The following is a 12,088-nucleotide window of genomic DNA, read 5'->3' on the forward strand; positions in this document are numbered from 1 at the left end:
GGGCTTAGGCGGCGGGAGCCTCGGCGGCCGGAGCGGCTTCGAGCTGGGCGGGCTGCTCGGCGTGGTAGGTGGCGGGTACCCGGTAGCCGGCCGTGATGCGCCGTTCCTCGGTGCCGGTCAGGGTTTCCTCGCGGTACAGGTCGAAGTCTTGGGCAAACTCCTGGCGGGCCTGCACCTCGGCCAGGTCGGCGGGCTGGTAGCTGAACTCTACGATGTAGTAGGTGGCGGGCTTGCCGTCCTTCTCGGTCTGCTTCTTCTGTGGGGTGCAGGTCAGCACGACGTCGGTCAGCTGCAGCTCGTCGTAGAACAGGGCGGCGTTCAGCTTCTGCAGGTTCTCGACGCTGTAGCCGTGGAACAGCACGGCGCACACCACGCCGGACTCATCCACGAAAAACAGTTCCGCCCACACTTTGGGGCCCATGTTCAGGATGTTGTCGCGAAAGATGCGCAGGGCCACCGGGATGAAGCTGAGCGTTTTGCCGAGTACCTTCTCGCCGCCGACGTTGAACACGCCGGCCTTCAGGTCGGCGCGGATTTGGCGCGGGTGGCCGGGCAGGTACTTGAAGCGGGGCGTTTCGGTGACTTCGCCGGTGTCCTCGTCGGCGGTAACGGTCAGGTAGGCCCGGCTGGGCGTGGGGAGGGTAGCGGCGGGAGCAGCAACAGCAGCTGCGGCGGTGGTTTGTTTGGCGGTTGCCATTGGGGTAAGTGGTAGAAATGAATGGGGGCCGGTTATCGGCCCGGCCCCCGGTGGCCGTGTTGTGGTCTATTCGTCGTCGGCATCCACCCACGTAAGCCGCCACCCTGCGGCCCGCAACTCGGCCAGCACCTCTACCGCCAAGAATCGGCGGCCCTGTGCGCAAGTGCTTCTGTCGTGGATGTATTCGGCCGGGCTGGCAAACCCTAGCACGGTAGCGGCCCGCTCTACTGCGGCCTCGAATGCGGCGGCGTGTTCTTTCACTTCCGACATGATGACGGGTTGTTGTGGCCCGCGCCGTTGCGGCGCGGGCCGGTGGGGGCTATTTGAATTGCTGATCGTGGCAGAGGATAGCGCGGCCCACAATGGAATCGAGGCCGCGAGCCTGGGGCTGGTGCTGGTACCAGAGGTAGGTTGCCAGCAGATTGAGGTAGCAGGGGCTGCGGAACTTGCCTTCGTCGTCGATGATGAGAATCAGCTCATCGGTGAGGCGCACCACGTCGACGCGCTGGCAGTCGAGCAGTTGGCGCAGCTCGGACAGCTGGAAGCTGCGGCCGTTGGCGGGGTTGACGGGTTGGGGCTCGGTGCTGTGCGGGTCGAGCAAATGGGGCTGGTAGGAAATAGCGGGCATGATGGCAGGTAGTGGTGGCCCGCGCCGCCGTGAGCTGGCGCGGGCCGGGTAGAACTAGGCGGCCGGGGTGATGACGAGGCGGCCGGCTTCGATGTGGACCACGGCGGTACTGCCGGGAGGGAAGCCGGCGGCCTCCAGCCAATCCCCTTGCAGGCGAAGCGACGAGGTGACGGCCGGGCGGGGGGGCAGGCGCTTGAAGTGCGGGGCCACCTTGAGGCGGCGCGGGGCGTTGCTGGGCATGGCGGCGGCTACTTAAGGTCCCAGGGGTGCGGCTCAAACTGCGGTTCGGGCAGCTCGGCGTAGCGGTCAGCGGGCCGGAGGCGGAGCACCGGGGCGGCGTGGTTCAACTGGTCGGCGGCGGACTGGGCCTGCGCCTGGGTGGCGTAGCTGCCTGCGGCGGCCTGCTGCTGGTAGATGCGCGGGTGGCCGGGCTGCGGGGCGCTGCACACGACGCCCCACGGCGTAGCGGTGGCGAAGCACAAAGCAGGCTGCCACGGCGCGGCCGGGGCCCAGAGCGGCGCGGCGCTGCTGGTGTAGCGCACCAAGCCAGCTGCGGCCAACTCGTGCAACTCCTCGCCGCACCGCTCCACCCTTAGCCCGCTGCGCAGTGCCAGCGTGGACAGCCCCACGGCGCGGCCGTGGTGGGCGCGGCACACCCCTAGCAGGCGGCGGGCCACGGCGCCGAGCGGCGCGGCCTGCACGGCCGCCCCTGCTACAGGGGAGGCCGGCGCGGTGGCGGCGCTACGCATGGCGGAGCGGGGCGCAGCGGTGACGACGGGCGCGGCAGGCGAAGCCGGGCCGGAGGGCGGGCGCCCCGGTGAGGCCCCACACGGCGCGGCTGATGGCCCGCTGGGCGTGGCGGCGGCAGACCGGGACGCCGGCAGCGGCGGCAGCAGCCACGGCAGCGGCTACGGCCTGAAACGGGCACTCCTGCGCCTGCCACGGCGCTATAAAGCATGCCTCGCCAACATGGTAGGATACCTGATACTGCGTGGCCTGATAGCCCGTGGTAGAAACGTAGTGGCTGATAGTGGCGTGGTGGGCCACGGCCGGGCCTGACCAAGCGGCAGCAACGAGCTGCGAAAACTGCAAGGGGGTGAGCATGGCTGTACGTGTTAGCCGTATGGTGCGCTCCTGGCGGCCTGCCCAGCGCGCGGGCGTCCGAGCCTATCCCGAACTTCTATACTAATATACGGTACTAGCGTCTAATATGATATACTATATGAGAACAAAAGTTATCCACAATTTACATTATTTTATACGCATAGAACGTATATTGTAGTATGAGAAAGATGCAAAAAAAGGTCGCGGTGGTGGGTAGCCGTGACCTGACAGAGTGCCCCGCCCTGCTGGCCCGCTTGGATGCTCTGCACGCAGCTGGCGAGCTGGCCGAAGTGGTGAGCGGCGGCGCGGCCGGGGTGGATACAATGGCCGCCACCTGGGCGCGGGCTAATGGGGTGCCCTGCACCGAACTGCGCCCAGACTACCGCGCCAACGGAGCCGGCGCCCCGCATGTGCGCAACGCCGAAATAGCGCGCCGCGCCGACCTGGTGCTGCTGGTGTGGGACGGGCAGAGCCGTGGCACCCTGAGCGCCGCCCGCGCTGCTGCACGGCTGGGCCGCTGCTGCGAGTGGCTGGCCGCGCCGGCGCCCAGTGCGGGCCCAGTAGCCGGCGGGCTGGGGCTGTAGGGCCTGCACCGCCGCGCCGGACGGTGGCCGCGGCCACTTGGCGGTAGTGGCCAGCGGCAGCGCCGACGCGGCACCAGACAAGAAAGACTCCAAACAGGCGCACCACGACACGCGCCCGCTGCCGCTGCCGCACTAACCGCCCGCGCCCTGAACGGGCAACCTGGGGCCTGGCTACCGCCCGCACGGCGGCCGAGGCGGTGGCGGGCCGCCCGCCACCACTAAACACCCCACGGCCGGGGGGCCTGGGGGCCGGGCCCTGAGGGCCCCCAGCATACCAGCCCGAAGGGCACCTTATGAGGCGTAGCAGCCAGATGGCCGCTGTTGCCGCAGTGAGTTGCTGCCGCTGCTGATGCTGCAGGGCTGGCTGCGGAGTCCGAGGTGAGCCAGAGCAACGCGGAGGCTGCAAGGCGGCCTGCTGACGGGTCGACGGAATGCCGCCGGTAGCGCCGCCGGACTGCAGACTATCGGTGGAACTGTGGCCGGTAACTTCTTTTCCCTGAGAAGCTGCACCGAGTTGCAGCTTGCCGCTGTCGCCACCGCTGTGTGCGTGGGTGAAAGCCGCCCGCAGCCGCGAAGCGTTGGCGGGGGTGGCCGTGTAGTGGGCTGTCGTCCGCGCCGTCAGGGACTGGTGGGTGAAGGCCAAGCCGCCGCGAAGCAATGGGCGGGCTGAGCCGGTGCGGTGGGACTCGTCAGGGCGCCATTGGAAACGGAGGCGGGTAGAGGCTGGCCGACGAAGGAGGCGGGCCGGGGCGTTAGGTTACGGTAGCGGAGGCCGGTCGTTGCGGGTCGGGAGTGTGAGGAGGAACGGCTGGCTGGAGCGTAGGGCGTGCGGTTTAGGTTGATTTTTGAGTTGTTATAATGCAAATACTGTTTGTTGGTGCATAACTTGCGTATGTCACATAAATATGGGCTAATGTCTTCTGTTATGTCTCTCCAAGATTGGGCAATACCAGCATTTATGACGGCTCTGATTGGAGTTGTCGGTTACCTGCTGAACCGCAGCATCAGCCAGATTGATGCGAAGCTGTCGAGCACGGCTACCAGCGTGGACACCATGCGGGCTGATATGAATACGATGAAGCTAGATATGAACGGGTATGCCAAGCTCTCGGAATACCAGGAAAAACGCCTGGTAATGCTGGAAACCCAGAATGCCAGCCTGCATCGGTCTGTTGGCTCCTTCGACAAGTTTATTGCCGTTCAGGTGGCGTTGGGTAAGGTCCACCCGCTCGGAGACGAAACCATTTCTTAACTGCTGCAGCCATGCAACAACTGCTGAAACGGGTCTTTGTGACCAATTGGAAAACAACTGCGGGCGGCTTGCTATGCCTGGTGTCAGTGCTGCTGTTCGTGCTCGGGCGGCTGGACTTTGAGAAGCTTGTGGTGCTACTTGGTATCGGGGCTGGCTGGGCGGGCCTTTCGGCGAAGGATGGGATACGTGAGGACGTGCCGGTGGCGCGTGAGGATGTGCGCAATGAGGAAGGAGGCAGCCGTGGTCAAGCTTAGCACGAAACAGGAGGCTACGCAAGCGGCGCGGCTGGCCCAGGTGCGGCCGGAACTGGGAGCGGCGTACCGGGTGGCGCTACGCCGGTGGATGGGCGACCCAAAATTGATGCTGCTGGGCCTGCCGATTGTCACCTGTGGGTATCGTAGCAACGCCGAGCAGAATGCGTTGTACGCGCAGGGGCGGCAGTCGCTGGCAGTGGTCAACCAGCTCCGCAAGGCGGCCGGGCTGAGTCCCATCGGCAAGGTGGAGGCCGGCCGCGTTGTGACCTACAAGCGTAGCGGGCAGTCGAACCACAATCACCTGCCGAGTCTGGCGCTGGATGTGGCGCATCTGCAGGAAGACGGATCGGTGAAGTGGGACAATGCGGCTCTGCTTCTGTTCTCCCGGCTGATGCGCTATGCTGATAAACGGATTACGTGGGGTGCGGATTGGGACCGGGACGGAATAACGTCGGATGAGCAGTTTCGGGACTGGCCGCATTTCGAGTTACACGGGTAGAACGGCCACGCGGCAGCGCCGTTAAGGTCTAGCGGTGCGGGTGTTTTGCCTCACCCCCGGCCCCCTCTCCGAAGAGAGGGGAAGCCAGACAAGAATGGCAGGCATATCGGAGACAGAACGTAACAGCTCTGTGGGCACGCTGTACCATTTGCCACTCCTCGGGGCGGCGTAGGCCTCAAGATTTACCTACGGTTCAAAGCCACTACGCCGTGGTGCGCTCCTGCACACTGCTGTAGGAAAGGTATCAGGTTGGTTGAAGGGACGGGCTTTTTTTGTGTGACGGTAGTAGAACGACACGCTTTGTCGTGGTGGGGACTGACTTTTGCGTTGATGAAAGCAGTAGCCCTTCCGATGAGTAATAAAACGCTGGGACACCAAGTGGGGTATCTGGTGCAATGCTGGTTACAACAAGCCGCTGCGGCGGACGTGCGGGAGAAGCTGACTTTATCGGAACGGCTGCGGCTGAGCCGTGAGCTGGCACATTTGCTATGCCCATCAGGCGAAGCAATATTCGACTGGGAAGATGCCTGGGAGGTGCTGCGCTACAGTCTAGGACTTTGGGTGGGGCGAGCGGTAGATCAGGGAAAAGATCGGGCCCGACAGGCTGCTGGTCAGCTCTGGAGTCAGGGGCTGCGATTGGGACCCGGTACGGGGCAGATGGGTAGGGCATTGCTGGTTGTGCGCACGGAAAGACTGGGAGACGCCGAGCTACAGGAGCTGATTTATATTACCGAAACGGTACAAAAGCGGGTAGGGGCTGGATGCCTGACCGAGGCAGCGCATGACGCTGACAGGCGGTTAGGACAGCAGTTGGAGGTATTATTATTGGTGGGGTATGGGGCCTAGCGGTGGAGCTTCTATATTGTGGCCCGATCTATCCTGATTTCTTCTTTTTCGTTGGTTCTTTAGTTGCTTCGATGATTGATATTCCTGAAACGCCCGGCACGCTGATTGCCTTTCTGGAACGCTACAAAGCCCTGACGCACCAACACGAAACGCAGCGCCTGGTCGCCGACCAGCTGGCATATGCCCGGCTGTTGGAGGGCTGGCAGGTGCTGCAGCAGCTGCACCGTCGGCAGCAGCAGCTGGCGCCGGCTTACAATGTGTTCAGCCTGCTGCGTAATCTGACCTGGGACGAGACCCGGCTGCACTCGCCGATGCTGGCTGATTTGCTATATCCGAGGGGCGCGCACGGCCAGGGGCCACTGTTTTACGATGCGTTGCTGGAACAGCTACGGCAGCTGGGTATACAGCCCAACCGGTACCAGGGCCGGGACGCGCATTTTTACCATGTGGCCACGGAGGTCGACACGGGAGATGGGTTTATTGATGTGCTGCTGACTTACCGGGGGCCGGATGCCCGGTTTGCCGTGGCCATCGAAAACAAGATTTACGCGGCCGATCAGGACCGGCAGCTGGCCCGGTATCAGCGCTACCTGGAAGCTCAGTTTGGCAGCCGTTCGCTGCTGCTGTACCTGACGCCGTGGCGCCGCGACCCGGACGAGGCCTCTCTGACAGTAGCGGAGCGGCAGCAGCTGACCGAGGCGGGGCGGCTGCGGTGCATCACGTACTACGACCATGTGCTGCCCATGCTGCAGGGCTGCTTAGCCCAGGTGCAGGCCCCCGTGGTGCGGCAGATACTGGAGCAGTACATCCAGGCCATTGAAAACCTATAACTCTTTCCTGCCCGACATGAGCACAACTTACGAAGAAACCATTTACGATTACCTGACGCAGCCCGAAAACTACCGGGCAGCCAAACAGATTGCCGGGCAGATTGGCACGCTGGACGAGCGGTTGGCGCACGATTTCTGGCAGGAGGTGCAACGGGCCGTGCAACAGCAACTGGCCGCGGAGGGCTGGGAAGTACTTCTGTCGTTGCCGGACTGGTTTTCGGTACGGCGGCCTGGCTGGGAGCGGATGGGCGTCAACTGCGATGCGCTGCGCGGCCGGCCGGACTTTGGGCTGCACTGTTCGGCCAGCGTTTACGACCGCGCCAAGGTGGATGCATTGCTGCAGGCGGCGGGTGTACGCGAGCAAGAAGGGATGAAGGGTAATACCGCAGAATGGCCTTGCTACCGGCCGCTCACCAGCCACGATTTTCGGGAACAGGCAACGATGGAGCGAATTCTGCCCGCCAACCGGCAGGCGGCGGTGAGTGAGATGGTGGACACCGTGGTGGGCTTCGTGAAGAAGTACGGGCCGGTGCTGGACCGTATTCATCAGGAGGCCAACCTATAAACCGGACCGAGCGTGACTTCTCGTGCCCACCTGCTGCGGCAACTGTTCGTGGTGCTGCGGCTGCAGCAGCTGCGGCGGGCGGTGCCATTTGAGGAGCTACAGGCGTACCTGCTGGAGCAAACGCCCGTGGGCGACCAGGCCCAGAGCTACACGCTGCGGACCTTTCAGCGTGACCGTAGGCAGATTGCCGAGTGGCTGGGCGTGACCATTGACTACAACTCCGCACGGCGGGGGTACGAGGTAACGGAAACTGACGCATTGCCGGCGGGGCATCGGCGCCTGCTGGAAGCCTTCGAGCTGCAGGCGTTTCTGCAACTGCCGGCGGTCCTGACGCCCTATGTGCAGCTGGAGCAGCGGCGGGCGTTGGGCCTAGAGCACCTGCGGCCTTTGTTGCGGGCGGCACAGCAGCGGCAGTGGGTGGCGTTTGACTACCGTAAGTTTTGGGAAGACGAGCCGGCGCGGCGCACGGTAGCGCCACTGATGCTCAAGGAGTTTCGGGGGCGGTGGTATGTGCTGGGGCTGGCTGCAGACCGGCAGGATAGCCTGCGCTGCTTCGGGCTGGACCGGCTGCAGGCGCTGGAGTTATTGCCGCGGCGTTTTGGGGTGCCGGCTGACTTCGACCCGCAGACGTACTATCAGGACTGCTTCGGTATTTTCAGACCGGACGAGGAGGCGCCCCAGCGGGTGCTGCTGGCGCTGGACGCGGACCAGGGGCAGTACGTGAAAAGCTACCCGCTGCACCACTCGCAGCGGGTACTAGTAGATGACGACGCAGAAGTGCGGGTGGAGTTGCGGGTGTACGTGACTCACGACCTGCTGATGGAGGTGCTGTCGATGGGAGAGCGGGTGCGGGTGCTGGAGCCGGCCGGGCTGCGTGAGCAGGTGGAAGCGGCCAGCCGGCAGGTGCTGAGTTTACTGCGGCAGGCGTAGGCGCTGCGCTGGGCAGAACGGCTGGATGCTGAGCCGCCACTCCGGGAAGCTGGTGTGGCTGATGCGGGTGATGAGATGTAGCCGGCGCTGCAACTCGGCGGAGTAGATGAGCGTTTGGCGCTTGTTGACCACGTCGCTCACCAGGTAATCGAAGATGCGCTGCAGGGCATCGGAGAGGTGGGCAGTGGCAGCTTTGAACACGTAGGTGGCCTTGGATTCCTCGGTGCTTTCCCAGGCAATGTAGGTGATGCCATGCTTGGCGGGCAGGGTGAACAGGAAGGAATCGTGGATGGTACGGCCGCCTTTGGTGTTGATGACTACTTCGGGCACGGGAATGATGGGGGCATCCTCGCGGGTAACCTGGCACAGGTGCTTGAGCGTGGCGGGCCGGAAATAGTCGGGGAGGTGAGTGCGGAAATAGGCTTTGGTATACTGGGGGAGGGGCCGCAGGGTAGCGCTGATGGCAACGGTGGGCCATTCCAGCAGGCTATAGGAGTTGGTGAGAAACTGGATGTAGTACAGCACCACCTCGGGGTTGGTGATGGACAGCACCGTGCGCTGGTGGATGAGTAGCCGCAGCGGGGGCGCGTTGCGGAAGGTGTAATGGTCGCGGATGTGGTTCAGGTAGCGCTTGGCGCCGGCAAAGCGGAACCACTCGAGCCAGATGCCGCAGTAACGAACCTGTAGGCAGCCCTCGTCGAAGCGGACGTGGCTCCAGGCCACTTCGATGGCGTGGGACGGCAAGGACTGGACGGCGGGTGCTACCGGTGGAGTCGGCGGAGCCGTACGTGGGGCAGGGACTTCAGGCGTAAGGGGCTGTTTGGCTGGCTTTGGGTCAGCCTGACGATGCTTGGTATTGGCGCTTATTTGCAAGTTGATCTGCTTGCGGACTGCAGAAAGCTGCTGATGCCTGCTTTCAGAGTTAGCCAATGCCTGCTCGGCCTGTTCCAGGCGTTGCTGTAGATCAGGTGCCGACCACTGCTTAAGCGCGGCCTCTAGGCTTTTCTTATCCTGCTGCAACTGGCGGTAGTCAGTGTTGAGGCCAAGCATGTCGAGCATGCGCTTGGCGCTGTACTGCTGCCGGATACTGGTGATTTTGCGCTCAATATCAAGCAGCTGCTGTGGCAGTTTAGCTCCTTGTTCCAACTCTCGGCGGCAGGCCTGTTGTACCTCACGGTGCTTTTCGTCCTGCTGCAGTAGCTTTCTTAATTCTTTGTCTATATGGCTTATCTTTTGATTCAGCAGCCCATTATCACCGGAACGAAGCGGATTGAATTTGCAGGCGACACCCAGGTCGATATGAGCCATGAGCTTTTCAAATGTCTCAGCAGGCAGCAACACGGCCCGTCGGCGTGAAAAAGAATACTGTTTAAGTTTCAGCCAGACGGTAAGTTGCTCATCTGAACAACCTTTTGCCCGGACTACTTCTTGGAAGTTAAAAGTCTTTTTGGGCTGTTGAGTAGCGGGCATAATGGATGTTGCGGTATCTAGGTAGTACCTAAATACCGCAACATCTAGCTACGATGCAAACATCTTAGCGGCCGGCACCACCGCCCCTGCCCGTCATGCGCGGAGTGTCGCGGTTGGTAATGGCCTGCTGTAGGTTGGTGGGGATGGTTTCAGAATAGAATTGATCAATCATCCGGTCTTCCGTAATTCGGTTGGTGACGATGATGTTGAGGAAGGTGAAGAGTTGGGTGGCAAGTTCGGCGTTATCGCGCAGATCAAGTTGGCCAGGGTGTACGGCATTGTTGCCGACGACCCGCACGCTATCGAGAGCCTGCTGGAGGCGTACGGGTAAGCCTTTGCGGACAAGGCTGGCAATATCATCATTGATATTGTGGCCAGGTTCGCCAAGATGCACCATGAGCTTTTGCACAGCCAAGCGAAGCAAGGCAGCGGCACCGCGGGGCGAGATGCTGAGGATGTTGCGGGCCTCTTCATAATCCTGCTTCACATCGGCGGGCATGTCAGGGTTGGGCAAAGGAGCGGCGCCGCCGAAGGGGTAAATCATGGAGCCGCTGAGCCATAATGAATGCTGTTGACAGTGCGCGCATTGCGCCGCTTGCAATTCAGGAACACTGCCCATGTAGTTATTATAAGTGTCAACCTTGTGCATGTTCGATGCCCACTGCTGGTTAGCGTAAGCTCCACACGATGGACAATTAAAGGCAGGTTCGAGGTGAAGAGGGGCTTTGTAAGGAGTAGACATATTCAGCAATGAATGTCGTTAGGGTTTCGAAATACTTTCCTTAGCTTATCGGGCGGCGTTCCAACGGCTCTTGACGCATGGCTTCAATGTCCCAAGTAGAACCGAGTTGTATTAAGATTCCGTCGTCGCCTAAAAAAGTCCTGTCATCTACCGCACCTGATGCTGGGTTCAAATACCTTGTTATTTGCGCGTTTCTTGCCCAGTTGGGGCGCTCTAAAAAGAAGTTGTCCGGTTGGTTGATTAAACCTATCCGTACATCAAAGTCGGACAGCGTAACCATGTTGAATGTAAATCCAGAAAAAGACTCGGAAGTAATTTGCTGCTCAGCGGGATTGATGAAGCTGCGCAACGGCTCGTAGTATAACCTTAAGAACTCTAGCGGCTCGATAGTTAAGCTCGGAGCTTCTTGGTTGAACTCTGGCGGGTCTTGCCAACGGACACGTAAACTGCCGGGCCCAGCGAAGTATGTCATTGAGACAACGCGCAACAAGTCTGTAATGCCGTTAATATCTAAAAGTTCATCGGTTTGAAGTTCTGCATTCTGCAATGCTTTTTCATCGGCTGCTCCGCTTCGGCCTTTGGCCTCCATTACCAGCCACTCAGACTCTCTGCTCAAGCCAACAAGGTCAGGACGCTTCTTGGCAACGAAATTGAGCTTTTCCTGACAGCGGTCTATATGCTGTAGCCAAGGCGTTTTCAAGCGTCTGTGCGCAAGCAGCTTCGCCATTGTAAGACCTAAGAAATATGACAAAGCTGTTTTTTCGCTTGGGTCTAAACCTTTGTATACCTGAGTTTGCTCGTACTCACCACTGGCTGACTCCATTAGGTGGACTTTCAGCATATACAGGCGCATACGGTACTCGAAATGCGAGTAGATGCCGTGAAGAAATAGATTCCTTGATTCTGGTTTGCCTACAGTTATGGCGGCCCAAACCAATTCAGCCCAGCTTACATTAGTAGTTTCCTCTGCTCTTATTTTGAAGTGAGGTGGAAATTTCTGCGAGTAATAAGTGAGGTTGGGCATAAAGGAGGATTAAGCGCATTAGCGTTCAGCCGTAGTGGCAGCGTCGCATCAATGATACTTGCGCTGGCAGCTGCTGCTATCGTTCAATATGTTAGGGTTACCAATGAAAGCTAGGAAACCGTGTATTCCTTCCAGGGAATGCGGCGTGGGTCGATGCTGGCCAGAAAATTGGCAATGTCCTGTCGACCATAGTAAGTAAACCGACCACGGCTGTCTTGGCAGGCAAGGACAAGTGGAAGGCCAGGGAAATAGCGGCTAAACGCCTGTACGGCCTCCTGACGGCCATGGAGCGTACTGGCTGCCTGACTGGTAATGAGTACGATGGCGAAGGACTGGCCTTGCTCGCGGACTTGGGCACCGGTGAATTTCATAGAAGTGAGAGATGGATGGTCATGCTAGTTGTCGGCCGGATGGATCGTGGGCTTCGCGCCAGCGCCAGAAACGGCCGGAACGCTCCCATACTACCGAAGCGGCTGTGAGTTGACGGAATGCCTTGAGGACAGCTGGTGCAATGCCGATGTTGCCATTAGCATTGAGGCAGGTGTACGCCGCGCCGAATCGAGCTTCGATACCGTCGATGGCGGTGACTTGGTAGAGTACACCCTCGGCTTGCAACTGATCAAGCATCCATCGTGCTACCTGGTCGGCGCTAATCTGGCTCAT

The 12,088-nt window shown here is 60.8% G+C and carries 18 protein-coding genes; 8 read left to right on the forward strand and 10 right to left on the reverse strand.

The window, feature by feature from the left end:
• Positions 1–4: 4 nt before the first annotated feature.
• From EJV47_RS04530 to EJV47_RS04550, 5 genes are all read right to left on the reverse strand, one after another.
• Positions 5–697 (reverse strand): hypothetical protein, encoded by a 693-nt coding sequence (locus EJV47_RS04530; protein WP_126691951.1) that lies wholly within the window; start codon positions 695–697, stop codon positions 5–7.
• Between the two features lie 319 nt (positions 698–1,016).
• Positions 1,017–1,325 carry a DUF3846 domain-containing protein gene (locus EJV47_RS04535; RefSeq protein WP_126691952.1) on the reverse strand — a complete coding sequence of 103 codons (309 nt, stop codon included), beginning with the start codon at positions 1,323–1,325 and terminating at the stop codon, positions 1,017–1,019.
• 54 nt (positions 1,326–1,379) lie between these two features.
• Positions 1,380–1,565 (reverse strand): SymE family type I addiction module toxin, encoded by a 186-nt coding sequence (locus tag EJV47_RS04540; RefSeq protein ID WP_126691953.1) that lies wholly within the window; start codon positions 1,563–1,565, stop codon positions 1,380–1,382.
• Positions 1,566–1,573: 8 nt separating this feature from the next.
• On the reverse strand, positions 1,574–2,074 hold the full coding sequence (locus tag EJV47_RS04545) for a hypothetical protein (RefSeq protein WP_126691954.1): 501 nt from the start codon (positions 2,072–2,074) through the stop codon (positions 1,574–1,576).
• Positions 2,067–2,429 carry a hypothetical protein gene (locus EJV47_RS04550; protein WP_126691955.1) on the reverse strand — a complete coding sequence of 121 codons (363 nt, stop codon included), beginning with the start codon at positions 2,427–2,429 and terminating at the stop codon, positions 2,067–2,069. Before EJV47_RS04550 ends, EJV47_RS04545 begins: the two co-directional genes overlap by 8 nt.
• A 188-nt stretch (positions 2,430–2,617) precedes the next feature.
• Between EJV47_RS04550 and EJV47_RS04555 the strand changes: the two genes are divergently transcribed.
• From EJV47_RS04555 to EJV47_RS04590, 8 genes are all read left to right on the forward strand, one after another.
• Positions 2,618–3,013 carry an SLOG family protein gene (locus tag EJV47_RS04555; RefSeq protein ID WP_126691956.1) on the forward strand — a complete coding sequence of 132 codons (396 nt, stop codon included), beginning with the start codon at positions 2,618–2,620 and terminating at the stop codon, positions 3,011–3,013.
• Between the two features lie 958 nt (positions 3,014–3,971).
• A complete protein-coding gene (locus tag EJV47_RS04560) occupies positions 3,972–4,265 on the forward strand; it encodes a hypothetical protein (protein WP_126691957.1) in 294 nt (97 codons plus the stop codon).
• 11 nt (positions 4,266–4,276) lie between these two features.
• Entirely contained in the window at positions 4,277–4,519 is a 243-nt protein-coding gene (locus EJV47_RS04565; protein WP_126691958.1) for a hypothetical protein, read from the forward strand.
• Between the two features lie 106 nt (positions 4,520–4,625).
• Positions 4,626–5,018: a M15 family metallopeptidase gene (locus EJV47_RS04570; protein ID WP_165903617.1), complete on the forward strand. Its 393-nt coding sequence runs from the start codon at positions 4,626–4,628 to the stop codon at positions 5,016–5,018.
• A gap of 330 nt (positions 5,019–5,348) precedes the next feature.
• On the forward strand, positions 5,349–5,864 hold the full coding sequence (locus EJV47_RS04575; RefSeq protein WP_126691960.1) for a hypothetical protein: 516 nt from the start codon (positions 5,349–5,351) through the stop codon (positions 5,862–5,864).
• 71 nt (positions 5,865–5,935) lie between these two features.
• On the forward strand, positions 5,936–6,694 hold the full coding sequence (locus EJV47_RS04580; RefSeq protein WP_126691961.1) for a PDDEXK-like family protein: 759 nt from the start codon (positions 5,936–5,938) through the stop codon (positions 6,692–6,694).
• Between the two features lie 16 nt (positions 6,695–6,710).
• Positions 6,711–7,259 carry a hypothetical protein gene (locus tag EJV47_RS04585; protein WP_126691962.1) on the forward strand — a complete coding sequence of 183 codons (549 nt, stop codon included), beginning with the start codon at positions 6,711–6,713 and terminating at the stop codon, positions 7,257–7,259.
• A 12-nt stretch (positions 7,260–7,271) separates the two neighbouring features.
• Positions 7,272–8,189 (forward strand): helix-turn-helix transcriptional regulator, encoded by a 918-nt coding sequence (locus EJV47_RS04590; RefSeq protein WP_126691963.1) that lies wholly within the window; start codon positions 7,272–7,274, stop codon positions 8,187–8,189.
• Here EJV47_RS04590 and EJV47_RS04595 read toward each other — a convergent pair.
• The 5 genes from EJV47_RS04595 to EJV47_RS04615 all read right to left on the reverse strand — a co-directional run bounded on the left by EJV47_RS04595 (position 8,172) and on the right by EJV47_RS04615 (position 12,088).
• Entirely contained in the window at positions 8,172–8,933 is a 762-nt protein-coding gene (locus EJV47_RS04595; protein ID WP_126691964.1) for a hypothetical protein, read from the reverse strand. The two genes, EJV47_RS04590 and EJV47_RS04595, sit on opposite strands and share 18 nt — an antisense overlap.
• A 790-nt stretch (positions 8,934–9,723) precedes the next feature.
• Complete coding sequence (locus EJV47_RS04600) at positions 9,724–10,308, reverse strand: DUF4145 domain-containing protein (RefSeq protein WP_207895827.1); 585 nt, start codon at positions 10,306–10,308, stop codon at positions 9,724–9,726.
• A 133-nt stretch (positions 10,309–10,441) separates the two neighbouring features.
• Entirely contained in the window at positions 10,442–11,425 is a 984-nt protein-coding gene (locus EJV47_RS04605; RefSeq protein WP_126691966.1) for a hypothetical protein, read from the reverse strand.
• 110 nt (positions 11,426–11,535) lie between these two features.
• Positions 11,536–11,796: a hypothetical protein gene (locus EJV47_RS04610; protein ID WP_126691967.1), complete on the reverse strand. Its 261-nt coding sequence runs from the start codon at positions 11,794–11,796 to the stop codon at positions 11,536–11,538.
• 19 nt (positions 11,797–11,815) lie between these two features.
• Positions 11,816–12,088, reverse strand: a complete 273-nt coding sequence (locus tag EJV47_RS04615; protein WP_126691968.1) for a DUF6953 family protein — start codon at positions 12,086–12,088, stop codon at positions 11,816–11,818.

The sequence above is a fragment of the Hymenobacter gummosus genome, from assembly GCF_003970915.1.
GTDB lineage: Bacteria > Bacteroidota > Bacteroidia > Cytophagales > Hymenobacteraceae > Solirubrum > Solirubrum gummosum.